General features: G+C 73.1%; 22 protein-coding genes and 1 pseudogene. 9 read left to right on the forward strand and 14 right to left on the reverse strand.

Features of this window, described 5'->3' with window-relative positions:
- The first annotated feature begins 48 nt into the window (after positions 1-48).
- The 5 genes from ACZ5CZ_RS20925 (at position 49) to ACZ5CZ_RS20945 (ending at position 4435) form a co-directional block, all read left to right on the forward strand.
- The gene (locus ACZ5CZ_RS20925; RefSeq protein WP_468944785.1) at positions 49-1146 is read left to right on the forward strand and encodes a cytochrome P450 family protein; all 1098 of its coding nucleotides are present in this window, start codon (positions 49-51) and stop codon (positions 1144-1146) included.
- Positions 1143-2033: an NAD-dependent epimerase/dehydratase family protein gene (locus tag ACZ5CZ_RS20930; protein WP_468944788.1), complete on the forward strand. Its 891-nt coding sequence runs from the start codon at positions 1143-1145 to the stop codon at positions 2031-2033. The genes ACZ5CZ_RS20925 and ACZ5CZ_RS20930 overlap by 4 nt, the downstream gene beginning before the upstream one ends.
- A 113-nt stretch (positions 2034-2146) precedes the next feature.
- Positions 2147-3130 (forward strand): urea transporter, encoded by a 984-nt coding sequence (locus ACZ5CZ_RS20935; RefSeq protein WP_468944790.1) that lies wholly within the window; start codon positions 2147-2149, stop codon positions 3128-3130.
- A 45-nt stretch (positions 3131-3175) separates the two neighbouring features.
- Positions 3176-3604 (forward strand): hypothetical protein, encoded by a 429-nt coding sequence (locus tag ACZ5CZ_RS20940; protein WP_467540122.1) that lies wholly within the window; start codon positions 3176-3178, stop codon positions 3602-3604.
- A 33-nt stretch (positions 3605-3637) separates the two neighbouring features.
- Complete coding sequence (locus ACZ5CZ_RS20945; RefSeq protein WP_468944793.1) at positions 3638-4435, forward strand: IclR family transcriptional regulator; 798 nt, start codon at positions 3638-3640, stop codon at positions 4433-4435.
- Between the two features lie 22 nt (positions 4436-4457).
- On the opposite strand, the gene ACZ5CZ_RS20950 is transcribed toward ACZ5CZ_RS20945, so the two are convergent.
- The 6 genes from ACZ5CZ_RS20950 to betA all read right to left on the reverse strand — a co-directional run bounded on the left by ACZ5CZ_RS20950 (position 4458) and on the right by betA (position 14447).
- Positions 4458-6896 carry a GcvT family protein gene (locus tag ACZ5CZ_RS20950; protein ID WP_468944796.1) on the reverse strand — a complete coding sequence of 813 codons (2439 nt, stop codon included), beginning with the start codon at positions 6894-6896 and terminating at the stop codon, positions 4458-4460.
- 212 nt (positions 6897-7108) lie between these two features.
- Positions 7109-8074: an ABC transporter substrate-binding protein gene (locus tag ACZ5CZ_RS20955; protein WP_468944799.1), complete on the reverse strand. Its 966-nt coding sequence runs from the start codon at positions 8072-8074 to the stop codon at positions 7109-7111.
- A gap of 13 nt (positions 8075-8087) precedes the next feature.
- The gene (locus ACZ5CZ_RS20960) at positions 8088-10088 is read right to left on the reverse strand and encodes an ABC transporter permease subunit (RefSeq protein WP_468944801.1); all 2001 of its coding nucleotides are present in this window, start codon (positions 10086-10088) and stop codon (positions 8088-8090) included.
- Positions 10085-11179 carry a quaternary amine ABC transporter ATP-binding protein gene (locus ACZ5CZ_RS20965; protein ID WP_468944803.1) on the reverse strand — a complete coding sequence of 365 codons (1095 nt, stop codon included), beginning with the start codon at positions 11177-11179 and terminating at the stop codon, positions 10085-10087. Before ACZ5CZ_RS20965 ends, ACZ5CZ_RS20960 begins: the two co-directional genes overlap by 4 nt.
- A gap of 20 nt (positions 11180-11199) precedes the next feature.
- Complete coding sequence (locus ACZ5CZ_RS20970) at positions 11200-12669, reverse strand: aldehyde dehydrogenase family protein (protein ID WP_468944805.1); 1470 nt, start codon at positions 12667-12669, stop codon at positions 11200-11202.
- A gap of 86 nt (positions 12670-12755) precedes the next feature.
- Positions 12756-14447: a choline dehydrogenase gene (gene betA / locus ACZ5CZ_RS20975; RefSeq protein WP_468944808.1), complete on the reverse strand. Its 1692-nt coding sequence runs from the start codon at positions 14445-14447 to the stop codon at positions 12756-12758.
- 150 nt (positions 14448-14597) lie between these two features.
- On the opposite strand from betA, the gene ACZ5CZ_RS20980 reads away from it, so the two are divergent.
- Positions 14598-15395, forward strand: coding sequence for an IclR family transcriptional regulator (locus ACZ5CZ_RS20980; RefSeq protein WP_385841099.1), 798 nt, complete (start codon positions 14598-14600; stop codon positions 15393-15395).
- A 58-nt stretch (positions 15396-15453) separates the two neighbouring features.
- Here ACZ5CZ_RS20980 and ACZ5CZ_RS20985 read toward each other — a convergent pair whose 3' ends face one another.
- The 4 genes from ACZ5CZ_RS20985 to ACZ5CZ_RS21000 form a co-directional block, all read right to left on the reverse strand.
- Entirely contained in the window at positions 15454-16587 is a 1134-nt protein-coding gene (locus ACZ5CZ_RS20985; RefSeq protein WP_468944812.1) for an aromatic ring-hydroxylating oxygenase subunit alpha, read from the reverse strand.
- Between the two features lie 35 nt (positions 16588-16622).
- On the reverse strand, positions 16623-17801 hold the full coding sequence (locus tag ACZ5CZ_RS20990) for an NAD(P)/FAD-dependent oxidoreductase (RefSeq protein WP_468944815.1): 1179 nt from the start codon (positions 17799-17801) through the stop codon (positions 16623-16625).
- A complete protein-coding gene (locus tag ACZ5CZ_RS20995; RefSeq protein ID WP_385841102.1) occupies positions 17798-18160 on the reverse strand; it encodes a bifunctional 3-phenylpropionate/cinnamic acid dioxygenase ferredoxin subunit in 363 nt (120 codons plus the stop codon). The genes ACZ5CZ_RS20990 and ACZ5CZ_RS20995 overlap by 4 nt, the downstream gene beginning before the upstream one ends.
- Positions 18161-18426: 266 nt before the next feature.
- Positions 18427-19512, reverse strand: coding sequence for an S-(hydroxymethyl)mycothiol dehydrogenase (locus ACZ5CZ_RS21000; protein WP_468944818.1), 1086 nt, complete (start codon positions 19510-19512; stop codon positions 18427-18429).
- A 147-nt stretch (positions 19513-19659) separates the two neighbouring features.
- Here ACZ5CZ_RS21000 and ACZ5CZ_RS21005 point away from each other — a divergent pair, with 147 nt between their 5' ends.
- Positions 19660-20565, forward strand: coding sequence for a hypothetical protein (locus ACZ5CZ_RS21005; RefSeq protein WP_468944820.1), 906 nt, complete (start codon positions 19660-19662; stop codon positions 20563-20565).
- A gap of 218 nt (positions 20566-20783) precedes the next feature.
- Here the strand turns inward: ACZ5CZ_RS21005 and mgrA are convergent, their stop codons facing one another.
- Positions 20784-21776, reverse strand: coding sequence for an L-glyceraldehyde 3-phosphate reductase (gene mgrA, locus ACZ5CZ_RS21010; protein WP_467540145.1), 993 nt, complete (start codon positions 21774-21776; stop codon positions 20784-20786).
- 143 nt (positions 21777-21919) lie between these two features.
- Here mgrA and ACZ5CZ_RS21015 point away from each other — a divergent pair, with 143 nt between their 5' ends.
- Complete coding sequence (locus tag ACZ5CZ_RS21015; protein ID WP_468944823.1) at positions 21920-22867, forward strand: LysR family transcriptional regulator; 948 nt, start codon at positions 21920-21922, stop codon at positions 22865-22867.
- A gap of 64 nt (positions 22868-22931) precedes the next feature.
- Complete coding sequence (locus ACZ5CZ_RS21020) at positions 22932-23447, forward strand: mycothiol transferase (protein ID WP_385841107.1); 516 nt, start codon at positions 22932-22934, stop codon at positions 23445-23447.
- On the opposite strand, the gene ACZ5CZ_RS21025 is transcribed toward ACZ5CZ_RS21020, so the two are convergent.
- The 3 genes and pseudogenes from ACZ5CZ_RS21025 to ACZ5CZ_RS21035 all read right to left on the reverse strand — a co-directional run.
- On the reverse strand, positions 23429-24499 hold the full coding sequence (locus ACZ5CZ_RS21025) for an adenosine deaminase (protein WP_468944828.1): 1071 nt from the start codon (positions 24497-24499) through the stop codon (positions 23429-23431). The genes ACZ5CZ_RS21020 and ACZ5CZ_RS21025 overlap by 19 nt on opposite strands.
- A gap of 31 nt (positions 24500-24530) precedes the next feature.
- Positions 24531-24923, reverse strand: a complete 393-nt coding sequence (locus tag ACZ5CZ_RS21030) for a VOC family protein (RefSeq protein WP_385841109.1) — start codon at positions 24921-24923, stop codon at positions 24531-24533.
- 260 nt (positions 24924-25183) lie between these two features.
- Positions 25184-25456 (reverse strand): annotated as a pseudogene (locus tag ACZ5CZ_RS21035) (M56 family peptidase); the annotation flags it as partial.

The following is a 25456-nucleotide window of genomic DNA, read 5'->3' on the forward strand; positions in this document are numbered from 1 at the left end:
CCGCCCACCGCGTCCGGGGTCCGGGCGGCACGCCGCCGTGACCGGCGCGTGTACACCCGTTCCCACCCCGTGCTGTTCACCCTGCTCGCGGCCACCCGCCGCCGGGCGGTGACCCGTGTCGGCGGCACCCTGCTGGTGCACGGCACCGACGCCTACCGGCACGCCCTCACCCGCGTGCCGCTGGACCGCACCGCGGCCGGCACCACCGGCGGCGCCGCTCGCGAACTGTCCACCGGAGGCGCCCTGTTCGACCAGGCGGGCGCCGGCCACCGGGACACCCGCCGGACGATCGCCGACGGGCTCGGCGCGCCGGGGGTACGGCGGCTGCGCCCGGTCTGGGAGGAGGTGCTGGCCCGCCGGCTGGCCCCGCTCGCGGCGGGCCGTACCGTCGATCTCGTGCCGCTGGCGCGGGAGTTGGCGGGAGCGACCGTGTGCGCGCTGCTCGCGGTGGACGCCGGCCCGGAGGATGTCGCCGAGGCGGCCGCGCGCGCCGCGGCCACCGCCGTACGCGACCATCTGCCCGGCCCCCGGCTCCCCGGCACCGCCCGCAGGGCCGCGGCGGCGACGGCGCGTCTTCAGGCCCTGCTCGGCGCCGGACCGGCCACCGCTCCGGGCGGTGCGGGCGAGAGCCCGGCGCTGCGGGCGATGCTGGCGGTCGCCGCCGTCAACACCACCGTGGCGGCCCTGCCCCGCGCCGCCGCCTGGTGCGCGGACGCGGCGCTTTGGGACCAGGCGGCCGACGAGCGGCTGCGGCCGGTCCTGGCGGGCGAACTGCTGCGGGCGCTCGCCCCCTCCCCGCTGCTGCCGCGCGCGGCGGCGGCCGACGCGGACCTCGACGGCTGCCCGGTACGGCGCGGGGACCGGCTGATCCTGGTCGCACGGCACGCCGCCCGGGCCCACACCGATCCCCCGGACGCCCTCGACCCCGCACCGCCCGCCGTGGCCCGGCTCGTGTTCGGCGCCGGCGGCCACGCCTGTCCCGGCGCCCGGCCGGCCCGGGCCCAGCTCGAGGACGCGCTCGCCGCGCTGGCGCCGTACCGCCCCGCCGTCGTACGGGCCGTGGCCGACCGCTCGTCGGCGCTGCCCGCCTGGCGTTCCCTCACCGTCCGGGCCACCACCACGAGTCCCGCGGAGGACGACCGATGACCACGATCGCCGTCACCGGCGCGAGCGGCTTCTGCGGCTCCCATGTCGCCGCCACGGCCGCCGCGCGGGGCGCCCGGGTGCTGTGTGTGGGGCGCCGCCCCGGCCCGGTCGGGCGGCACGTCCCCTGGGACGCCGCCCGCGAGGTGCCGGACCTGTCCGGGGCGGACCTCGTGGTGCACTGCGCGGCGGCGGTCGGCGATCCGCCGCCCGGCTCCCCCGCCGAGGCCGTGATGCGCGCCGTCAACGTCGACGGCACGGCGCGGCTGCTGGCGGCAGCCGCCGGCCGGCCGGTGGTGTGGGTGAGCAGTGCCAGCGTCTACGCGCCCGGACCCGGCCGGGCCCGGATCACCGAGGACCATCCGGTGCGCGGCCAGTTGAACGCGTACGGCCGTACCAAGGCGGCCGGTGAGGCGCTGGCGCTCGCGGCCGGCGCGGTGGTGCTGCGGCCCCGGGCGGTCTACGGCAGCGGGGATCCGCACCTGGTGCCGAGGCTGCTGTCCCGCGTCCGCGCCGGGCGCCTGCTGCTGCCGGGCCCGAGCGTCCGCCTCAGCCTGACGGCCGTGCAGAACCTGACCGACGCCTGCCTCGACGCGGCGGGGTGGCCGCCGGGCGCCTACAACATCGCCGATCCGGTGCCGTACGACCGGGACGGGGCGATGCTGGCCGTCCTCCAAGCGCACGGGGTACGGGCGCGGATCCACCGCGTTCCACCGGTGCTCGCCCATGCCGCGGCGCGCGCCGCCCGGCTGTGTCCGGGCGGGGAGCCGTCGCTCACCCGCTACGCGGTCGACCAGCTCGCCCGCTCGGTGGTGCTGGACGTGTCCAAGGCCGAGGCGCAGGGATGGAGGGCGGCCCGCTCCCTCGCCGACTACACGCACACGGTCTGACGGCACCGGCAGCCACGCGCGCCGACCGCCCCGGCTCCTGGGTCTCCCCCGCTCCCACCCCTGGCGATATCGTATTGCGGAAACTAAATGTCGCTTGATGGAAGAAGGGTCGAGTGGGGGGCTTGAGAACGGGGCGCCGGGAGAGACGGAACGCGGTCGGCAAAGAGGGCGCGGAGTTCCCGGCCCGGGTGCTGCGCGGCCTCGCCCAGGTCTTGTTCCTGGACAACGCCCGGGCGGGCGCCGTCTTCGGGCTGGCGCTGCTGGCCGCGGACTGGCGGTACGCCGCCTACGCCGTGGGCGGCGCCGCCCTCGGCACCGCCGCCGCGGACCTGCTGGGGGTGGCCCGCGACCGGGTGCGGGCCGGGCTGGAGGGCTTCAACTCCGCGCTGACCGCGCTCTGTCTGGCGGTGTTCCTCGACGCGGGCAGGCCGGCCACGGCGCTGCTCGCCGCCGCGGCCTGCCTCGTCGTCACGGTCGTCACGGCCGCCGTCGTACGGCTGCTGCACACCTGGGAGCTGCCGCCGCTGACCATGCCGTACTGCCTGCTGGCGGGCGCCGTCACCCTGGCCGCGCCCGGGTTCCGGCGGGTCTGGCCGCACGGCGGCAGCGGGGCCGCGCCGCCCCGCACCGCCTCCGGGCCGGCGCTCCTCGGACCGGACGCCGTGGGGGCGGCGTTCTTCCGCAACCTCTCCCAGGTCTTCTTCCTGGACCAGTGGTACGCCGGGGCCCTGCTGCTCGCCGGCCTGTTCCTGGCGAGCCGGACGGCGGGATGGGTGGCCAGTTCCGGCAGCGCCACGGGCCTTCTGACGGCCTGGGCGCTCGGGACACCGGCCGCACGCATCGCCGACGGCACGATGGGCTGCAACGCGGTGCTCGTCGCGCTGGCGCTGTGCGGGGTGTTCCTGGCCGCCACCCGGGCGACCCTGCTCTACGCGCTGCTCGGCGCGGCCACCGCGACCGCGCTCACCCCGGCCGTCGCCGGTCTGCTCGCCCCCTCCGGCGGGCATCCGTTCACCTGGCCGTTCGTGCTGACGACCCTCTGCTTCCTGGCCGCCGCCCGGTCCTTCCCGCGGATCCGGCACCGGCGACCGGCGTGACCACCGGCGCCGTCGGCTCCCCGGGCACCACCTATGATCATGACCATGTCCGAACTGCGCGAGCGCTCCGCACATCACCAGCTGGCCCCCGGGGAACGGCTCCTGGGCTACGGCACCGTCGTCCCCGCCAAGAGCGCGAAGGGCATCGGCGTGAACGCCGGAAGCTTCCTCGGGAACGAGCTGGTGAACAGCGTCGGCGCGCAGTCCGGCAGGGCCGGCAGCATCGCCTCGGGTCTGCCGCAGACCTCCGGCGCGCTGCTGCTGCGCGTGACCGACCAGCGCGTCGGACTGGTCAAGCCCCTGGACGGCACCCCGGTGTGGGAGGTGCCGCGGTCCTGGGTGACCCGGGTCGAACGCCGGCCCCGGCTCCAGCTGATGGCCCGGTTCCGGCTGCACTGCGCCGACGGCTCCTGGATCGCCTTCCTCACCATGCGGCGCCGCACCATCGAGCAGTTCCGCTCGCTCATCGGCTGACGGCGGCGATCGCCGTCACCCTATAGTTGCGCCATGAGCAACCGAGTCTCGGACGGCGACCCAGCGGGCGCCGCGGCGGGCGGGGTGCAGTCCGTCGACCGTGCGATCAGCGTCCTGGAGATCCTGGCGCGGCGCGGCGAGGCCGGCGTCACCGAGGTCGCCGCCGAGCTCGACGTCCACAAGTCGACCGCGTTCCGGCTGCTCGGGGCGCTGGAGGCGCGCGGCCTGGTCGAGCAGTCGGCCGAGCGGGGCAAGTACCGGCTGGGCTTCGGGATCGTACGCCTCGCGGGCGCGGTGACGGGCCGACTGGACGTCACCCAGCAGGGCCGGGCGGTGTGCGAGCGGCTCGCGGCGGAGATCGGCGAGACCATCAACATCGCGGTGCTCCAGGAGCACTACGCGGTCAACCTCCACCAGGAGCGCGGTCCCGGCGCGGTGGGGGCGCACAACTGGGTCGGCCAGCTCACCCCGGTGCACGCCACGTCCAGCGGCAAGATCCTGCTGGCCCACCTGCCGGAGCGGGAGCGCGCCCGGATCCTGGCGGCGGCGGGGCTGCGCAGGCTGACGCCGCACACCCTGACTTCGAGGACGCGGCTCGAGAAGGACCTCGCCGAGGCGCGGACGCGCGGCTACGCGGTGACGCTGGAGGAGCTGGAGCTGGGCCTGCACGCGATGGCGGCCCCGATCCGCTCCCATGACGGCGAGGTCGTCGCCGCCCTCAGCGCGTCGGGGCCGGGCTACCGCTTCACCGAGGACCGCATCCACACCCTGGCGCCCGCGCTGCTCAAGGGCGCGGAGGAGATCAGCCACCGCATGGGCCATCTGGGCTGAGCCGCGGGCGCCCGGCGGACCCTCACCCGCGCAGCCGGGACATGGCCGGGTCGAACAGCGGCTCCTGCGCCACCACCGCCGCCACGCGCCGTCCGAAGTACCCGATGTGCACGGTCCGGCCGGGCACCGCCAGCTCCGCCGGGAGCCACGCGTACGCGATCCCGGTGCCGACCGTGTAGCCGTAGGCGGCGCTGGTGACATGGCCGACGGCGCGCTCACCGTCGTACACCGGCTCCTTGCCGAGGACGGCGGAGCGCGGGTCGGCGAGGGTGAGGCAGGTCAGCTTCCGCCGTACGTCCGCCGCGCGGCGCTCCAGTGCGGCCTTGCCGACGAAGTCGTCCTTGTCGAGCCGGACGGCGAAGCCGAGGCCGGCCTCGTAGGGGTCGTGCTCGTAGGTCATGTCGGTGCCGAAGGAGCGGTAACCCTTCTCCAGTCGCAGGCTGTTGAAGGCGCCGCGGCCGGCGATGACGCCGCCGAGCGGCTCGGCCGCCCGCCACAGCGTGTCCCACAGTTTCAGGCCCTGGTCGGCGGTGGTGTACAGCTCCCAGCCGAGTTCGCCGACGTAGGAGAGGCGCAGCGCGGTGACGGGCACCGAGCCGATGTAGGCGTGCCGGGCGCGGAAGTACCGCAGGCCCTCGGCGGAGAAGTCGTCGTCCGTCAGCGGTTGCAGCACCTCGCGGGCGAGCGGCCCCCACAGGCCGATGCAGCAGGTGCCGGCGGTGATGTCGCGGACCTGGACCGTGCCGTCGGCGGGCAGGTGGCGGGAGAACCAGTCGAGGTCGAGGTTGCCGTTGGCGCCGACCTGGAAGCGGTCGGGGGCGAGGCGGGCGACGGTGATGTCGCTGCGGATGCGGCCGCCCTGGTCGAGCAGCAGGGTGTACGTCACCGAGCCGACCGACTTGGCGACCCGGCCGGTGCACAGCCGCTCCAGGAAGCCGGCCGCACCGGGGCCGGTGACCTCCAGGCGCTTGAGCGCGGTCATGTCGTACAGGGCGGCCGTCTCGCGGGTGACCTGCGCCTCGGCGCCGACGATCGGTGACCAGTACCGGGCGGCCCACTCGTCCGGGGTGGGGATCGAACGGCCTTCGACCAGGCCCGCGTTGGCCTCGTACCACTGCGGGCGCTCCCAGCCGTTCGCCTCCAGGAAGAACGCGCCGTGTTCCTGCTGGCGGGTGTAGAAGGGGCTGGTCCGGATCGGGCGGGGCGCGCCGGAGGGCTGGAGGGGGTGGAGGATGTCGTACACCTCCTCGAAGTTCCGGCAGTCGCGGGCCAGCACGTACTCCGGGGCGAGCTGGTGCGGCTCGAAGCGGTTGACGTCGCACTCGTGCAGGTCGAAGGAGGAGCAGTAGCCGTCGACCAGCCACTCGGCCATGGCCCGGCCGACGCCCGCGGAGTGGGTGACCCAGACGGCCTCGGCGACCCAGAAGCCCTGGACGTCCGGGGAGGGGCCGAGCAGCGGGAAGTTGTCGGTGGTGAAGGAGAAAAGGCCGTTGATGCCCTGCTCGATCGCGGCCTCCTTCGTCGCGGGCAGCAGGGACTGGGTCTCGGTCCAGGCGTCCGCGAAGTCCTCCTCGGTGAACGCGAGCACGGACGGCATCGACTCGGCCTCGTCCACGGAGAGGATGTCGTCCGCGGAGACGGGCATGGGGCGGTGCCCGTAGTAACCGATGCCGAGGCGGTCGAAGCGGTCCCGGTAGTAGAGGTCTGCGTCCTGGTGGCGCAGGATCGGCCGCACCGCCTCCTGACTCTGGCCGGCGAGGGCGGGGACGGGACCGGTCCAGGCGAGCTGGTGGGCGAGCGGGGTGAGGGGGAGGTTCATCCCGGCCATGCGGGCGATGCGCGGGCCCCAGATGCCGGCGCAGCAGACGACGATGTCGGCGGGGATCTCGCCGCGGTCGGTCAGCACGCCGGTCACCGCGCCGTCTGCCGTCAGCACGTCGAGGACCTCGTGACGGGCCAGGACGCGCACGCCGCGCGCGGTGGCCCGGCGCAGCTGCGCCTCGACGGCGAGCACGGCCCTGGCGAGGCCGTCGGTCGGCACCAGCAGGCCGCCGAGGACCCTGTCCCGGTCGACGAGCGGATGCCGCCGCACACACTCGTCCGGGGTCAGCAGGTGCGCCTCCACCCCCCAGGCGGTGACCCAGCCGTGCCGGCGGTGCAGTTCCGCGAGGCGCTCGGGGGTGGTGGCCACCTCCAGCCCGCCGACCTGGAGGAAGCAGGGCTCACCGTCGACGTCGAGGGAGCAGAACTTCTCGACGGTGTAGCGGGCCAGTTCGGTCATGGTCCGGGCGGAGTTGGTCTGGAAGACCAGGCCGGGGGCGTGCGAGCTGGAGCCGCCGGTGGCGGGGACGTCGCCCTGGTCGACCACGGTCACCTCGGTCCAGCCGCGGGCGGAGATCTCGTCCGCCAGGGCCGCTCCCACGACGCCCGCTCCGATGATGACCACTCGGGGTCCCGCCATCGCTCAACCTCCGCACCTTGAGGCCGACAAAGTTGCTTTCTACGCAACTTGGTTCAGGCTGCGCAACTCAATGTGCCCGTCGCCGCGGAGGGGTGTCAAGGGGGGCGGTGACGGCGCGAAAACGGCACGTAAAAGCGGCAACGCCCGGCAGGCGGCGCGCCGTTGTGCGCACCGCCCGCCGGGCGTGGTGGACCGGCCTTCCCGGGACCCGGTCACTTCAGCCAGGCGGCCACCTTGTCCCGGTTCGCCTCGACCCATTTCTTCGCCGCCGCGTCGTCCGACATCTTGTCCACGGCGATGTACCGGGCCACCGTGTTCTGGTCGTCGTTCGTCCAGGTGAAGTTCTTCACCAGCCGGTACGCCGGGCTGCCCGACCGGGCGAAGCCCGCACTGACGATCTTGTCGAGGTCGTACACGGGGTAGTCGCAGGCGACCTTCGCCGGGTCGGCGTCGCATCCCTTCGTGTAGGCGGGCAGGCCGACCTTCACCAGCGGCACCTCCGACATGAACCACTGGGGTTCGTAGAAGTAGCCGATCACCCACTGCTTGTTCTTCTCGGCGGTGCGGAAGGCCTGGATGAGCGCGGTCTCGCTGCCCGCGTACACCACCTTGAAGTCCAGTTTCAGATTCTTGACCAGGGCGGCGTCGTTGGTGACGTACGACGGGTCGCCGTCGAGCAGCTGGCCCTTGCCGCCCGACTCGGAGGTGCGGAACCGGTCGGCGTACCTGTCGAGGTTCTTCCAGTCGGTGATGTCCGGGTGGGCCTTGGCCAGCCACGGCGGCACGAACCAGCCGATGACGCCCTTGTTGCCGGTGGGGCCCGCCTCCACGGCCGTCTTCTGCTCGGTGACGTACTTCTTCTTCAGATCGTCGTGGCCCCAGTTCTCCAGGACGGCGTCCACCTCACCGGTCCCGAAGCCCTGCCAGGCGATCTCCTCCTTCAGGTCCTTCTTCTTCACGGTGCAGCCCAGGTCGTGCTGCGCCACGTACGCGACGACCGCCGCGTCCGCCTGGTAGCCGACCCAGGGGTTGACGGCCAGGTTGAAGGTGCCGCAGGCGCCGTGGGGGGCCTTCGCGCCCGCGGAGCCGGTGTCGCCGACCTTCGCCCCGCCGCAGGCCGTGAGGGTGAGGGCGAGGACGGCCAGGCCGGCCGCGCCGGCGTGCCAGTGGTGTGCCATGGTGTCGTGCTCCTTATGCCCGGGTGCGTCGCGCCGCAGCCTGAGTGATCCGGTCGAACATGACTCCGAGCAGGACGATGGCGAGTCCCGCCGCCAGCCCCTTGCCGTACAGCTCGCCCCGCGAGAATCCGGCCACGACGTCGTAGCCGAGGGCGCCCGCCCCTACCAGGCCGCCCACCACCACCATCGACAGCACATAGATCAGGCCCTGGTTGACCGCGAGGGTCAGGGCGCCGCGTGCCATCGGCAGCTGGACCTTGGTGATGATCTGCCAGGTGGTGCACCCGGCCGAGGTGGCCGCCTCCACGGTGGACCGGGGCACGGTGCGCACCCCGTCCGCGATGATCTTGATGGCGACGGGCGCCGCGTAGACGACGGCCGCGACGATCGCGGTGAACCGGGTGGCGCCGAACAGTGCCAGGAACGGCACGAGATACACGAACGGCGGCATGACCTGCGCCGCGTCCAGGGTGGGCCGCACCAGCCGGTCCGCGAGCCGGCTGCGCCCCATCCAGACGCCGACGACCACGCCGAGGACCATGACCAGCGCCGTCGCGACGACCGTCGACGCCAGCGTGGTCATGCCGTCCGACCAGACGCCCGTGCCGACCAGCAGGCCGACGCACACCGCCGTGGTGAGGCCGGCGCGCCGGCCGCCCAGCACCAGGGCGGCTGCGACCAGGACGGCGCCGACGAGCCACCACGGGGAGTCGGTGAGCAGCGACTGGAAGGGGTTGAGCAGGCCGTTGGTGAGGCCGTCGCGGACGGCGTTGGTGAGGCCCGACAGGTGGTCCTGCAACCAGGTGGTCGCGGTGTCCGCCGCGCTCGCGATACGGCTTCCGGCGCTGCCGCCGCCGGGGAACTCCGCCGCCCACACATAGGTGTGCGAGAGGTAGACCAGCACCGCCGTGAGGACCGCGCCCGCGCCCAGCAGCGGCCGGCGCCACCTCGCGAAGCGGCCGCCCGATCGCCGTGCGGTCTCCTCGCGTGCGCCGGCCGCGGTCGTGACCCGGTCCAGCACGATCGCCATGACGACGATGGCGAGGCCCGCGTTGAAGGCCGTACCGACGTCGAGGGACTGGAGCGCCTGCATGACGGTCTTCCCGAGGCCGGGGGCGTCGATCAGGGCCGCGACGGTCACCATCGCCAGGGCGGCCATGATGGTCTGGTTGACGCCCATCACCACGGTCCGTCGGGACATCGGCAGCAGCACCTTCAGCAGCGTCTGCCGGCGCGTGGCGCCCATCGACTCGGCCGCCTCGACCGTCGTACGGGGCACCGTGCGCAGGGCGTGTGCCGTGATGCGGATCGCCGGCGGGGCCGCGTAGACGACGGTGGCGATGGTGGCGGAGGCCCCGCCGATGAGGAAGACCAGGGTGAGCGGCGCCAGGTAGACGAAGGTGGGCATCGTCTGCATGAAGTCGAGGAAGGGGGTGACGACCCGGTCGAAGCGGTCGGACAGCCCGGCCCCGACGCCCAGCGGGATCGCGAACAGCAGCGCCACGAGCACGGCGCACAGGATGAGCGCCAGGGTGTCCATGCTCTCCTGCCACAGGCCCTGCACCCCGAAGAAGGTGAAGCCGGCCACGGCCAGCAGCGCGACCCGCCAGTTCCCCACGGCCCAGGAGACATAGCCGGCCAGCCCGACGACACCGAGCCAGCCGATCTGCGGGACCGGGCGGGTGCCGGACGGCTGGGAGATCAGATGCTGGACGAAGGTCACCAGGGTGTCGATGACCAGCCGGATCTCGTTGAAGAAGTACAGGAAGAGCGGGTTGGAGTTGCGGTGGGCTCCGACGGTGTCGTCGAGGTCGTTGATCCACCGGTGCAGCCCTGTGAGGTCCGCCGCCGCGAGCGACAGGGTCTGCCGTCCGCGCAGTACGGCGAAGAGCACCAGCCAGACCACGAGGATCGCGCCGACCAGCACGGACCGGCGGACCCTGGGCCCGTCCGTGCCCCGCGGGGGCTCTTCGGCGGCCGCCGTCCGCTCCGGTTTCTCCAGGACGACGGTCATCGGGCGTCGCCTTCCCGCCCCGCGACCACCGCGAGGATCTCCTCGTCGCCGACGATGCCGAGCAACGTGCCGTTCTCCACGACCTTCACGGGCTTCTCGGCGGCGAGCACAGCCCGGGTCGCCTCGCGAACGACGACGTCGGGACCCAGCTCCGGGCCGTCCAGGGCGTCTTCGTCGGCGGGCGGGCGCATGATCCAGCGCAGGGTGAGGACGTCGCCGCGCGGCACGTCCCGCACGAAGTCCCGGACGTAGTCGTCGGCGGGGGCGCCGACCAGCTCGTCACCGGTACCGCACTGGACCGTCCGGCCGTCACGCATGATCAGGATGCGGTCGCCGAGCTTCAGCGCCTCGGAGAGGTCGTGGGTGATGAACACCATGGTCTTGCCGACCTCGCGGTGCAGGCGGACGACCTCGCTCTGCATGTCGCGGCGGATCAGCGGGTCGAGCGCGGAGAACGGCTCGTCGAAGAAGAGGACGTCGGGATCGCCGGCCAGGGCGCGGGCGAGTCCGACGCGCTGCTGCATACCGCCGGAGAGCTGGTCGGGGTAGGAGTTCTCGTATCCGGCGAGGCCCACCAGTTCGACGGTCTCCAGCGCACGCCGCGTCCGCTCGGCCCGGCCCATGCCCCGGATCTCCAGCCCGAACGCCACGTTGTCCACGACCCTGCGGTGCGGCAGCAGGCCGAAGTGCTGGAACACCATGGAGAACTTGCTGCGCCGCAGTTCGCGCAGGCGCCTGGCGTCGGCGCCGCGGATGTCCTCACCCTCGAAGACGATGTCCCCGGCGGTGGGTTCGATCAGCCGGGTCAGGCATCGCACCAGGGTGGACTTGCCGGAACCGGACAGCCCCATGACGACGAAGACCTCGCCGGGCGACACCTCGAAGTCCACGTCCCGGACGGCGGCGGTGCACCCGGTGCGCTCCATCAGCTCCCGGCGGGTGAGCCCGCACAACTCCGCGGAGCCCGGCACCTCGTCGGCCTTCGGCCCGAACACCTTCCACAGCCGGCGCACGGAGATGACCGGGGTGCGCGCAGTCGAGTCCTGGGACGTGCCGCGCCGCTGCGACACCTCGGTCTGGGCTGGGGTCATGACCAACCTCTCTTCGCCGTTCAGCCGCGGAACCAGTGCTGCGGCCGGGGTTGGATGTTCTGCCAGACGTGCTTGGGCTCCCGGTACTCGTCGAGGCCGGCAGGCCCCAGTTCGCGGCCCACGCCCGAGCGCCCGAAACCGCCCCACTCCGCCTGCGGCACATAGGGGTGGTAGTCGTTGATCCACACGGTCCCGTGGCGCAGCCGGCGCGCGACCCGCTGGGCCCGGCCCGCGTCCTGCGTCCAGACGGCTCCGGCCAGGCCGTACTCCGTGTCGTTGGCGATGCGGACGGCGTCGTCCTCGTCGTGGAAGCGCTCCACGGTGAGCACGGGCCCGAAGGACTCCTCGTGCACCACGCGCATGTCCTGCCGGCACTCGTCCAGCACGGTGGGCGGGTAGTAGAAGCCGCCGGCGAGCGCGGGGTCCGCGGGGCGGGCGCCGCCGCAGCGCAGTACGGCGCCCTCGGCGAGGCCCGCGGCGACGTACGCCTCGACCTTCTCGCGGTGCGGCGCGGAGATCAGCGGCCCGGTCTCGGCGCCGGGGTCGAAGGGGCCGCCGAGGCGGATGAGCCGGGCGCGGCGCACCACCTCGTCGACGAAGGCGTCGTGCAGGCAGTCCTCGACGATCAGCCGGGCGCCGGCCGAGCAGACCTGCCCGGAGTGCAGGAAGACGGCGGTGAGCGCGAAGTCGACGGCGGTGTCGAAGTCGGCGTCGGCGAAGACGACGTTCGGGTTCTTGCCGCCCAGTTCCAGCGCGACCTTCTTCACCGTCGCCGCGGCGGCGGCCATGACGCGCCGCCCGGTCTCCAGCCCGCCGGTGAAGGACACCAGGTCCACGTCCGGGTGTTCGGCCAGCAGTGCGCCGGCCTCGGCGCCGGCGCCCAGCACGAGGTTGGCGGCGCCGGCCGGGAGCCCCGCCTCCGCCAGGGCCCGCATCAGCAGGACGGAGGTGGAGGGCGTCAGCTCACTGGGCTTGAGGACCACGGTGTTTCCCGCGAGCAGGGCCGGTGCGACCTTCCAGGAGGCCTGGAGCAGCGGGTAGTTCCAGGGGGTGATGAGTCCGCAGACGCCGACCGGCTCGTACTCGACCCGGCTGAGCGCGTCGGCGCGGCCGGTGTCCACCACCCGGCCGGCGCCGGTGCCGGCGATGCCGCCGTAGTAGCGGAAGCAGGCGACGACGTCGGCGAGGTCGTACTCGCTCTCCACCAGGCGCTTGCCGGTGTCCAGGGACTCGGCGCGGGCGATCTCCTTGGCGTCGCGCTCCAGGATGTCGGCGGCGCGCAGCAGCAGCGTGCCGCGCTCCCGCTCGGGGGTGTGCGGCCAGGGGCCCTGGTCGAAGGCGCGCCGGGCCGCCGCGATGGCCGCCTCGGTGTCGGCGCGGGTCGCCTCCGGGACCGTCGCCACGAGCGTGCCGTCCGCCGGACAGCGGATCTCCCTGCGGCCGCCGGCCAGCGCGGCGCGCCATTCCCCGTCCACGTACAGATCTGCCACGGCCGCGCCCTTCGAGGAGAAGCGGTTGCGCATGGTGCATCGGATTGCTCGTGGTGGAACACCCTCGCGGAAGGGGCCGACACCCGTCAAGGGGTCGGCGCCCCCGCCTGTCCCGCCTGCTTCCGGGCGTCGGGATGGCGGTAGTAGGCGACGTCGGACGGCGGCAGCGGCTTCCTGCCGAGGATGAGGTCGGCCGCCTTCTCGGCGATCATCATCACCGGGGCGTAGATGTTGCCGTTGGTGACGTAGGGCATCACGGACGCGTCCACCACGCGCAGCCCGTCCAGCCCGTGCACCCGCATGCTCAGCGGGTCGACGACGGACATCTCGCCGGTGCCCATCGCGCAGGTGCACGAGGGATGCAGCGCGGTCTCGCCCTCCTTCGCCACCCAGGCGAGGATCTCCTCGTCGGTGTCGACCGAGGGGCCGGGCGAGATCTCGCCGCCGTTGTAGGGGGCGAGGGCCGGCTGGCCGAGAATGCGGCGGGCGACCCGGATCGCCTCGACCCACTCCCGCCGGTCCTGCTCCGTGGAGAGGTAGTTGAAGCGCAGCGCGGGCTTCACCCGCGGGTCCCGGCTCCTGATCTTCACCGAGCCGCGGGCGTCGGAGTACATGGGGCCCACGTGCACCTGGTAGCCGTGGCCGCCGGCCGGTGCGGAGCCGTCGTAGCGGACGGCGACCGGCAGGAAGTGGAACATCAGGTTGGGGTACTCCACGTCCTCGTTGCTGCGCGCGAAGCCGCCGGCCTCGAAGTGGTTCGTGGCCGCGGGCCCGGTCCGCAGCAGCCACTGGAGCCCGATGAAGGGGGCCCGCCACTTCGCCATGTACGGCTGCACGGAGACGGGTTGCCGGCAGGCGTACTGGACGTACACCTCCAGGTGGTCCTGGAGGTTCTCGCCGACGCCCGGCAGGTGGTGTACGACGTCGACGCCGAGGGCGGACAGCTCGGCGGCGTTGCCGACGCCGGAGAGCTGGAGCAGCTGCGGGGTGTTGACGGCGCCGCCGCACAGGACGACCTCGCCGGCCCGGACCTGCTGGGGCGCGCCGCGGCCGCGCCGGTACTCGACGCCGACGGCGCGCTTGCCCTCGAACAGCACCCGGGTGACGAGGGCACGGGTGCGGACCGTGAGGTTGGGCCGCCTGCGCACGGGCTTGAGATACGCCTTGGAGGCCGACAGGCGCCGCCCGCGGTGGACGTTGCGGTCGAACGGGGCGAAACCTTCCTGCCGGTAGCCGTTGACGTCGTCCGTGGGGGCGTACCCCGCCTGCCGGGTGGCCTGGAGGAAGGCGGTGAAGAGCGGGTTGACGGCCGGGCCGCGCTCCAGGACCAGGGGGCCGTCATGGCCGCGGAACGCGTCGTCCGGGTCGGCCGCCAGGCAGTTCTCCATCCGGCGGAAGTAGGGCAGGCAGTGGGCGTAGTCCCAGGACTCCATGCCGGGTCCGGCGGCCCAGCGCTCGTAGTCCATGGGGTTGCCGCGCTGGAAGATCATGCCGTTGATGCTGCTGGAGCCGCCGAGCACCTTGCCGCGGGCGTGGTAGATGCGCCGGCCGCCCATGTGCGGCTCGGGCTCGGACTCGTACTGCCAGTCGTAGAAGCGGCTGCCGATGGGGTAGGTGAGGGCCGCGGGCATGTGGATGAACACGTCCCACGGGTAGTCGGGGCGGCCCGCCTCCAGGACGAGCACGCGGTTGCCGGGATCGGCCGAGAGGCGGTTCGCCAGTGCGCTGCCGGCCGATCCGCCGCCGACGATGACGAAGTCGTAGTGCAGGAGGGCCATGGTGCCTCGTCTCACTCGCGCCGTCGATTGCCGCGCATGCTAGTACGGGTATCTCAATGCGCACCAGGTTGCGAACAACGCAACTTGTAAGGGCTGGGTAGCAAGCGTGTTACTTGCGTCCGCGTTGTTTACCGCGCGTATAGTTTCGTTATGAGCAACATGAGTCCGGACATCGAAACGAACGGCTCGCCGTCCGGCGGGGTGCAGTCCGTCGACCGCGCCATCAGCGTGCTGGAGATCCTGGCGCGGCGCGGCGAGGCGGGTGTGAGCGAGGTGGCCGCCGAGATCGAGGTGCACAAGTCGACCGCGTTCCGGCTGCTCGGCGCCCTGGAGGCGCGGGGTCTCGTGGAGCAGACCGGCGAGCGGGGCAAGTACCGGCTCGGCTTCGGCATCGTCCGGCTGGCGGGGGCCGTCACCGCCCGGATCGACCTCACCCAGCAGGGGCGGCCGGTGTGCGAGCGGCTGGCCGAGGAGATCGGCGAGACGGTCAATATCGCCGTACGTCAGGAGCAGTACGCGATCAACCTCTACCAGGTGCGCGGCACCGCCGCCGTCACCGCGCACAACTGGGTCGGCCAGCTGACCCCGCTGCACGCCACCTCCAGCGGCAAGATCATGCTGGCCCATCTGCCCGCCGGGGAACGCGCGGAGCTGCTGGCCCGGGCCGGCCTGAAGAAGCTGACCCCGCACACGATCTCGGCGAAGACGAAGCTGGAGAAGAACCTCGCCGCGGCCCGGGAGCGCGGTTACGCCTGGACGCTGGAGGAACTGGAGATCGGGCTGCACGCCATGGCCGCCCCGATCCGTGACCGGGAGGGCCGGGTCATCGCGTCGATCAGCGCCTCCGGGCCCTCCTACCGGTTCACCGAGGAGCGTCTGCACGAGCTGGCTCCGGTGCTGGTCAAGGGCGCGGAGGAGATCAGCCACCGGATGGGGTACCTGGGCTGATCCCGGAGGCCGACCGCCGCACGGCCCGCCGACGCCCCCGGCGGGCCGGGGGCATCCCTCACTCCGGACGGCGGGTACCGAGACGCGCGTTCACCCAGGCGCGGAAGGCACCGATGTGGTGCTCGCTGGGCACGAGCACCCCGCCCTTGGCGTACAGCCGTGACCCCATCCCCGGCTGGGTGCGCTCGCAGGCCTCGAAGTCCTGGCGGTTGACCCGGTCGAACAGCTCCACCGACCGGCTGACGTCCCGGCCGCTCTCCACCACCCCGGGCAGATAGAGCCAGTCGCACTCCACGACGGTGCGGTCGGCGGCGGCCGGGTACATCCGGTGGAAGATCACATGGTCGGGCACCAGGTTGATGAAGACCTGCGGTTTGACGGTGATGGCGTAGTAGCGGCGGTCCTGTTCCTCGGACACCCCCGGGATGCGGTCCAGCCCCGCCGAGCCGTCGACGGTGAAGCCCTGGATGTCCGCTCCGAACTCCGCGCCGTGGCCCACGTAGTACTGGGCGGCATAGCCGTCGGCGAACTCCGGGAGCACCTCGGTGAGTTCGGGATGGATCGTGGCGCAGTGGTAGCACTCCATGAAGTTCTCGACGATGAGCTTCCAGTTCGCCCTGACGTCGTAGACGATCCGGCGGCCCACCGAGAGCCGGTCGACGGCGTAGTGCTCGATCGACTCGATGTCGCCGAGCCGGGCGGCCACCGCGCCGACGACGTCCTCCTCGAAGGAGGGCGGGTCCTCGGCCAGGCACACCCAGACATAGCCGAGCCATTCGCGTACGGCGACGCCCACCAGGCCGTACTCGGTACGGCCGACGTCCGGCATCCTGGTGAGGTTGGGGGCCGCGACGAGCCTGCCGTCGAGGTCGTAGGTCCAGGCGTGGTAGGGGCACTGGAAGGCGCGCCTGACCTCGCCGGCGTCCTCCGTGCGGAGCCTGGCGCCGCGGTGCCGGCACACGTTGAAGTAGGCGCGGACCGAGTGGTCCCGGGCGCGGGTGACCAGGATGCTCTCGCGGCCCACGTCAACGGTGCGGAAGGCGCCGGGTTTCGGCAGGTCGGCGGCGCGGGCGACGCAGAACCACATCGTCTCGAAGATGTGCTCCTGCTCCTGGGCGAAGACCGCGGGGTCCGTGTAGGCGGCGCCGGGCAGCGTGGCGATCAGGCTGTCCGGCAGGCTGGTCGGGGTCACGGTGCACTCCTCGGGAGACGTCGAGGGTCGGTGGGTCACGCCGGGGCGCCGTGGGGCGCGGCGGCGCCGAGCTGCTTGCGCCAACGGGTGAAGAGCCGCGGCCGGTTCATCCCGAGCACGGCGACCGGGCGGCCCGCCCGCCGGTAGACCGCCAGGAAACTGCGGTCGTCGGTCGAGCCCTCCTCGACCGTCACGCTGTCGGCGCCGGCCGCGTGGCCGGCGAACTGGATCCGCACTCCGTACTGATCGGACCAGAAGTACGGCGGCCGGGGCGGCACCGGTTGCGTCGCACCGCCCCCGAGCAGCGCGGCGACCGCCGCGTCCGGCCGTTCCAGCGCGCCGGTCCAGTGCTCGACCCTGTGGTGGCCGCCGGTGTGCGGGTCGTACCAGTTGGCGCAGTCGCCGACGGCGACCACCCCGGCCACCTCGGTGCGCCCGTCGGCGCCGCACCGCACGCCGTCGTCGAGCGGCACGCCGGAGCCTTCCAGCCAGTCGACGCAGGGGCGCGCACCCACCCCGACGACGACGGTGTCGGCGGGCACGGTCCGGCCGTCCGCCAGCAGGACGGCGGACACCCGGCGCCCGCCGCTCAGCCCCTTGACCCCGACCCCGCACCACAGCCGTACGCCGTGGTCGTGGTGGAGAGCGGAGACGACCCCGCCCATGGTCGCGCCGAGCGGTCCGGAGAGCGGGACCGGCGCCGCCTCCATCACGGTCACGTCCAGACCGAGGGTGTACGCCGTGGCGGCGACCTCGGCACCGACGAACCCGGCGCCGATCACCACCAGCCGGCCGCCGCGGGCGAGGTCGTCCCGCAGGGCGCGGGCGTCGTCGAGGGTGCGCAGCACATGCACCCCGGCGAGCCCCTCGGTGCCGGGCAGGGTGCGGGCGGCGGCTCCGGTGGCGACGACCACGCCGTCGGCGCGTATCTCCCGGCCGTCGGCGAGCCGGATCGCGCGTCCGGCGCGGTCGAGTCCGGTGGCGCGGACGCCGAGCAGCCACTCCGCCCCGAGCTCCTCGTCGTCCCGCTCCAGCGCGAGATCCGCCGCGTCGAGGGTGCCGGCCAGGAACTCCTTGGACAGCGGCGGCCGGTCGTAGGGGCGATGGGGCTCGTCCCCGACGACGACCAGCCGGCCGTCATACCCCCGCTGGCGCAGGGCGCGCGCGGCCGACAGTCCGGCCAGGGAGGCCCCGACCACGGCCACCGTCCTCACGCGGGGCCTTGGGCCGCGCGGGCGGCGATGCACGGCGGCAGGTTGGGCGCCTGCGTGGAGAGCCGGACATGGATCACGCCGTCCTCGACCACCACCTCGTGGGTGCGGACGGGGAGCCTGGCCGGGGGCGCGTCCACGGCTCCGGTCCTCAGGTCGAAGGTCGAGGCGTGCAGCGGGCATTCGACCGCGCAGCCCTCCAGCCAGCCGTCGGCGAGCGAGGCGTCCTGGTGGGTGCACGTGTCGTCGATGGCGAACAGCTCGCCGTCTTCCGTGTGGAACACCGACACGGGCGGGTCGGTGTCGAGCCGGTAGGCCTCGCCTCGCGGCAGATCCGCGAGGCGGCACGCGGGAATCATCATGACACCTCGGTGCGTATAGCGAAACGGATTGCGATGAGCGCAACGTCAGTCTGGGGGCGCTTCTGAAGCCTTGTCAAGGCGCGCACCGGCCTGGGTGCGCAGGGGCCGGCGCCGGTTTCCCGGGCAGCCCGAAGCCCCCGCGAAAGCGCAGGTGAGCAAGGGGGAAAGCGATCTCCCGCGGTATGCCGACGGCCCTGCCTGCGGTGCCGTCCACGGGGTCGTCACCGGAGGCAGGGCCGCGCGTGCGCGGGGTGTCGCCCCGGACCTCAGAGGAGCACCACCGAGCGCAGGACGTCGCCCTGGTGCATACACTCGAAGGCCTTCTCCACCTCGTCCAGGGCGATGGTCTCGGTGACGAAGGCGTCCAGGTCGAGCCGGCCCTGGAGGTAGAGGTCGATGAGCAGCGGGAAGTCCCGGGAGGGCAGGCAGTCGCCGTACCAGGACGACTTCAGCGCCCCGCCCCGGCCGAAGACGTCCAGCAGCGGCAGTTCCAGCTTCATCTCCGGAGTGGGCACGCCGACCAGCACGACCGTCCCGGCGAGATCGCGGGCGTAGAAGGCCTGCCGGTACGTCTCCGGGCGGCCCACCGCCTCGATCACCACGTCGGCGCCGAACCCTCCGGTCAGCTCGCGCACCGCCTCGACCGCGTCGGTTTCCAGGGAGTTGACCGTGTGGGTCGCGCCCAGGGTGCGGGCCGTGGCCAGCTTGCGGTCGTCGATGTCCACCGCGACGATCCGCGCCGCGCCCGCCAGCCGTGCCCCGGCGATCGCCGCGGCGCCCACGCCCCCGCAGCCGATGACCGCGACGCTGTCGCCGCGTCCGACACCACCGGTGTTGAGGGCGGCGCCGAGGCCGGCCATCACCCCGCAGCCCAGCAGCCCCGCGGCGGCCGGCGACGCCGCCGGGTCCACCTTGGTGCACTGGCCGGCCGCCACCAGCGTCTTCTCGGCGAAGGCGCCGATCCCCAGGGCCGGCGAGAGTTCCGTGCCGTCGGCCAGGGTCATCTTCTGCCGGGCGTTGTGCGTGCTGAAGCAGTACCAGGGCCGGCCACGCAGACAGGCTCGGCAACTCCCGCACACCGCACGCCAGTTGAGGATCACGAAGTCCCCGGGCACCACGTCGGTGACGCCCGCGCCGACCGACTCGACCACGCCCGCCGCCTCGTGCCCCAGCAGGAACGGGAAGTCGTCGCTGATGCCGCCCTCCCGGTAGTGCAGATCGGTGTGGCAGACGCCGCAGGCCTGGATCCTGACCACGGCCTCACCCGGGCCGGGGTCGGGCACGGTGACCGTCTCCAGACTGACGGGGGCGCCCTTGCTGCGCGCGACGACGGCGCGGACCTGCTGAGCCATGGCCACTCCTCGGCTGACAGAGCTGACACAGGGGCGAGATGTCGACTGCGTTGCCTATTGCGGCACGCATCTCATGTTCCGCAACGAAGCATCGCGGAGGCCGGGGTGGTGGTCAAGGAGTGCGCTCGGCCGGGCATGATGATCACCATGACCTTCATCGCCCAGACCCCGATCACCGGCCTGGACCTCACCGGGTTCACCGAGCGTGAGCCCGGTCTGTGGACCGACGGGACGGGTGTCATCCTGTCGGTTCACTTCTTCCCCCTCGTCCCGGACCTGCCGGCCCCGCTGCACGAACTGGACCGGCTGCGCTTCGAGAACGCGCACGGCATCGCGCGGTCCGGGGGCGGCCTCATCGAAGCGGTGACCGGGAGCGTGGACGGGGTCCCGGCGCTCCGTCAGCTGATCAAGATGCCCTTGCAGAGCAAGTCCGGGCAGGCCTTCATCGGCAGCTGGACGCTGCCGAAGGACCGGTGCAGCGTGGTGGTGAAGGTGCAGGCCGGCGAGGCCGGGGTGAGCGGCGTGCGGGAAGCCGTGGTGGCGGACCGGGTGGGGTTCACCGACTACTTCCGGCCGCACCCGTACGGCGGCGGCGGACAGCTGGGCGGACTGCCGTACCACGTGGCCGACTTGGAGCAGTGGGACCCCGAGTTCCCGGACCACCCGCTGACCCTGGTCCGTGCGGCGCTGCACCGCATCACGCCGACCGTCACGCTCCACGACCAGTTCAAAGCACTGCCGCCGTTCCCCGGCCCGACACCGCCCCCGCAGAGCGGCCAGGCCCCGCCCCCGTTCCCGCAGGGAGGCCAGGCCCCGCCGCCGTTCCCGCAGGGAGGCCAGGCCCCGCCGCCGTTCCCGCAGGGAGGCCAGGCCCCGCCGCCGTTCCCGCAGGGAGGCCAGGTCCCGCCGCCGTTCCCCGCCCCCGCGCAGTACCCGGGGCCGCACGCCCCCGCCACGGGACCCGGCGCCCCGCCGCACCCGGGCACACCGCACCCGGGCCCGGTGCCTCCGCCCGAGCCCCGGCGCGGCTGGTTCCGCCGCAAGGGCGTCTAGGGGCCTCTCTTTCGGATCTTGCCGGCGTCGCGGGCCCTGGCACGCACATCTGCCGCGTTGTCGTCCCTCGCCGACGCTCCGCGTCGACTCGGTCCTCCGCCTTGCATCTGCACGCACCAGACCCCGCTCGGGTCGACCAGAAAGGCGCCGGTACCGCAGCCGACCTGATCCGAAAGATAGGCCCCTAGAGTCCGCGGCGCGGCGGCCGGGACACCGGGTTACTGCCGTACGATCGCGTCGATCCGCGCCAGTTCCTCCGCGTCGAAGTCCAGGTTCCGGATCGCTCCGACGCTGTCCTCGATCTGCTGGGCGCTGCTCGCGCCGACCAGCGCGGAGGTGACCCGTTCGCCGCGCAGCACCCAGGCGAGGGCCAGCTGCGCCAGCGTCTGGCCGCGGGACTTGGCGATCTCGTCCAGGGCGCGCAGCCGGCCGACCAACTCCTCGGTCACCGCGTCCGAGTTGAGGAACGGGCTGTCGCTCGCGGCACGGGAGTCCTCGGGGATCCCGTCGAGGTAGCGGCCGGTGAGCAGGCCCTGCTCCAGCGGGGAGAAGACGATGGAGCCGACCTGGAGGTCGTCCAGGGCGTCGAGCAGGCCCCCGTCCTCGGGGCGCCGGTCGAGCATCGAGTAGCGCGGCTGGTGGATGAGGAGCGGGGTGCCGAGCCCGGCGAGGATACGGGCGGCCTCCCGGGTCTGCTCGGCGGAGTAGTTGGAGATGCCGACGTAGAGCGCCTTGCCCTGCTGCACGGCCGAGTGCAGCGCGCCCATCGTCTCCTCCAGCGGAGTCTCCGGGTCGGGGCGGTGCGAGTAGAAGATGTCGACGTAGTCCAGGCCCATCCGCTTCAGGCTCTGGTCCAGCGAGGACAGCAGGTACTTGCGCGAGCCCCATTCGCCGTAGGGGCCGGGCCACATCAGATAGCCGGCCTTGGTGGAGATGACCAGCTCGTCGCGGTACGGCGCGAAGTCGGCCTTCAGCGCCTCGCCGAACGCGGACTCGGCGGCGCCGGGCGGCGGGCCGTAGTTGTTGGCCAGGTCGAAGTGGGTGACGCCGAGGTCGAAGGCGCGGCGCAGGATGGCACGCTGGGTCTCGACGGACCGGTCCGGTCCGAAGTTGTGCCACAGGCCGAGGGACAGCGCGGGGAGTTTCAGGCCGCTGCGTCCGGTGCGCCGGTAGGGCATGTCGGCGTAACGGTCGGGGTGTGCGGTGTACAACGCGACTCCAGAGGGGTTGGCACACGGTATCCCGGTTCCGGTGAGCCCTGCGGCTCCCCGTCACCGGTACCACTCTCGCCCGGGCGGTGTGCAGCGGTCCAACAGAAGAATCCGATGGGATTCAGCGACTAGGCTGCTCAATCATGGAACTGCGCCAGCTCGAGCACTTCGTGGCGGTGGCCGAGGACCGGCATTTCACCCGGGCCGCCGAACGCCTGATGGTGTCGCAGTCGGGTCTGTCCGCGTCCATCCGGGCGTTGGAGCGGGAGCTGCGGGCGCCGCTGTTCGTGCGGACGACCCGGCGGGTGACGCTGACCGAGGCGGGCCGCGCCCTGCTGGTGGAGGCCGAGCGGGTGCTGGCGCAGGTGCGCTCCGCGCACGAGGCGGTGGCCGCGGTGCAGGGCGTGCTGCGCGGCACGCTGGCGCTCGGCACCGAGCAGTGCATCGCCGGGGTGCAGGTGGCGCGGCTGCTGGCCGCGTTCCGCGGGCGCCATCCGGACGTGGAGATCCGGCTGCGCCAGGCGGGTTCGGGCGCACTGGCCGAGGAGGTCGCGGCGGGGCGGCTCGATCTGGCCTTCGCCTACCGCACCCAGGCGGACACCGACCAGCTGCGTTCGGTGTCGCTGACGAGCGAGCCGATGACCGTGCTGTGCCATCCGCGGCACCGGCTCGCCGCCGCGGCGGCCCCGGCCGTGCTCGGCCCGGACGACCTCGCCGGGGAGGTGTTCGTGGACTTCCACCCGGACTGGGGTCCGCGCCGTACCACCGATGCCGCGTTCGCCGCGGCGGGTGTCCGGCGCACGGTCGCGCTGGAGGTCAACGACGTGCACAGCCTGCTGGACCTGGTGGACGAGAACCTCGGGATCGCGGTCGTACCCCGGCACTTCCGGCACAAGCGGCCCGCGCTCACCGCGCTGCCGCTGAAGGGCGCCGGGGCGGCGGAGTACGAGACGGTCGCGCTGCTGCCGCCCGAGCGGTCCACGAGTCCCGCGGCCCGCGCGCTCGTCACCCTGCTGGGAACCCTGGACACCCTGCGCACGCCGGAGGCAGCACAGAGCGGGGCACCGGCGCCGTCCCGGCCGGGCTGCTGACCCCGCCGGCCGGGTCACCGGATTCCGGGCGCGAACGGGACGGCACTTTGCGATGGTGGACGGTATGCATGCCAAGGACATCCTCATCGACGGCTACGGCCGCATCCGGGAAGAAGTCCATGCCGCCCTCGACGGCATCGGCCCCGAGGCGCTGCACCACCGCCCGGCGCCCGACGCCAACTCCGTCGCCTGGCTCGTCTGGCATCTCACCCGGGTGCAGGACGACCACGTCGCCGCCGCCTTCGGCCTCGACCAGGTGTGGCTCTCCCAGGGCTGGGAGAAACGCTTCGGCCTCGATCTGCCCCGGCAGGACACCGGCTACGGGCACAGCCCCGCCAAGGTGGCCAAGGTACGGGTCGAGTCGGCCGACCTGCTGACCGGGTACTACGACGCCGTCCACGAGCAGACCCTGGGCGCCCTGCGCGCCCTGGCCGCCAAGGATCTGGAACGGATCGTGGACGAGCGCTGGGACCCCCCGGTCACCCTGGGGGTCCGCCTGGTGAGCGTCCTGTCCGACGACCTTCAGCACATCGGACAGGCCGCCTACCTCAGGGGGCTGGTTCAGAGCGCGGCCGCGTAGCCGGGCAGCACCACGTCCTCGATGAGGGCCTTGCGCTCGTCGAACGGGATGAAGGCGCTCTTGAGGGCGTTCACCGTGACCGTGCGCAGGTCCTCGACGGTCCAGCCGGCCTCGTCGACCAGCAGGGACATCTCCCGGGTCATCGTCGTGCCCGAGACCAGCCGGTTGTCGGTGTTGAGGGTGACCCGGAAGCCCAGGTCCTTCAGGGCCGTGATCGGGTGCTCGGCGATCGAGGTGGCGCAGCCGGTCTGGAGGTTGGAGGTGGGGCACATCTCCAGGGCGATGCGGCGGTCGCGCACCCAGGAGGCGAGCCGGCCCAGCTTGCCGTCCACGATGTCCTCGGTGAGGCGTACGCCGTGGCCGATGCGCTGGGCGCCGCACACCTGGAGGGCCTGGTGGATGCTGGGCAGGCCGTGCGCCTCGCCGGCGTGGATGGTGAACGGCACGCTCTCGCGGCGCAGGTGCTCGAAGGCGGCCAGGTGGTCGGCGGGCGGAAAGCCGTCCTCGGCGCCGGCGATGTCGAAGCCGACGACGCCCGCGTCCCGGTAGGCGACGGCCAGGTCGGCGGCCTCGCGGACCCGGTCGAACATGCGCATGCCGCACAGCAGGGTGCCGACGCGGACCGGCGTGCCGGCGGCGGCCGCCTTGGCCATACCGGCGGCCAGGCCCTGCTGCACGGTCTCCACGACCTCGCTCATGGTCAGCCCGCCCCGGGTGTTCAGCTCCGGCGCGTAGCGCACCTCGGCGTAGACGACGCCGTCGGCGGCCAGGTCGAGGACGTACTCCTCGGCGGTGCGCAGCAGGCCCTCGCGGCTCTGCATGACGGCGAGGGTGTGCTCGAAGGTGGCTATGTAGCGGACCAGGTCGCCGGAGTTGGCGGCCTCGAAGTACCAGGCGGCCAGCTCGTCGGGGTCGGTGGTCGGCAGGGTGTGGCCGATCTCGGCGGCGAGTTCCACGACGGTGGCGGGGCGCAGGCCGCCGTCGAGGTGGTCGTGCAGGACGGCCTTGGGCAGCCGGCGGAGGGTCTCGGAGTCGATGCGGTGCGCGGTCATGGCAGCGTTCCTCGGGTGGTGCGGTGGGATCTCAGTGGGTGGCGGGCTGGAGCAGGTCCCAGCGGTTGCCGTACAGGTCCTGGAAGACGGCGACGGTGCCGTACGGCTCGTGCCGCGGCTCCTCCAGGAAGGTCACGCCGGCGGCGGTCATCCGGGCGTGGTCACGGGCGAAGTCGTCGGTGTGCAGGAAGAAGCCGACGCGGCCGCCGGTCTGGTCGCCGGTGCGGGCGCGCTGCGCCTCGCCCTTGGCGCGGGCCAGGAGCAGACCGGTGCCGGGTCCGTCGCCCGGCTCCACGACGACCCAGCGGGAGCCGTCGGGTCGCGGGGCGTCCTCGGCCAGGCGGAAGCCGAGGGCCTCGGTGTAGAAGCGGATCGCCTCGTCGTAGTCGTCGACGACAAGGGTGACCAGGGCGACGCGTCGCATCGGAACCTTCCGGTGGGGGTGGTTAGCCGAGGAGGTTATACGTAAAACCCGACGGATGCCAGTCCCTTTTCTACGCGCGTCGCTACGCCGGTTCGGCGGGCCTGGGCGAGGGCCACGGGAGCGGGCGGAGCAGGCCGGCAGCGACGCGGCCGGCACGGAGTGTGAGGGGGCCGGCGAGCAGGACCTGGACACGCTGGGGGACCGGGCCGCCGGACGCCGCGTCCGTCGCACGCTCGGCGGGCCCGCGTGAGGAGTCGCGGTCAGGGCCGCTCTTCGCCCTGGGCGACCTCGATGCGGTGGTGGAAGTCGGCCATACCGGTGACCGAGGCCACGCAGGAGCCGGCGGCGCAGACGAGCAGCAACGCGGCGACGGCGCGGCCGGCACGGGGCGCGAGCGGAGCTGCCAGCAGGGCCTGGACGCGCTGCGGAACCGGGCCACCGGACGCCGCGTCCGTCGCACGCTCGGCGGGCCCGCGTGAGGAGTCGCGGTCAGGGCCGCTCTTCGCCCTGGGCGACCTCGATGCGGTGGTGGA

The sequence above is a fragment of the Streptomyces sp. NPDC031418 genome, assembly GCF_055581605.1.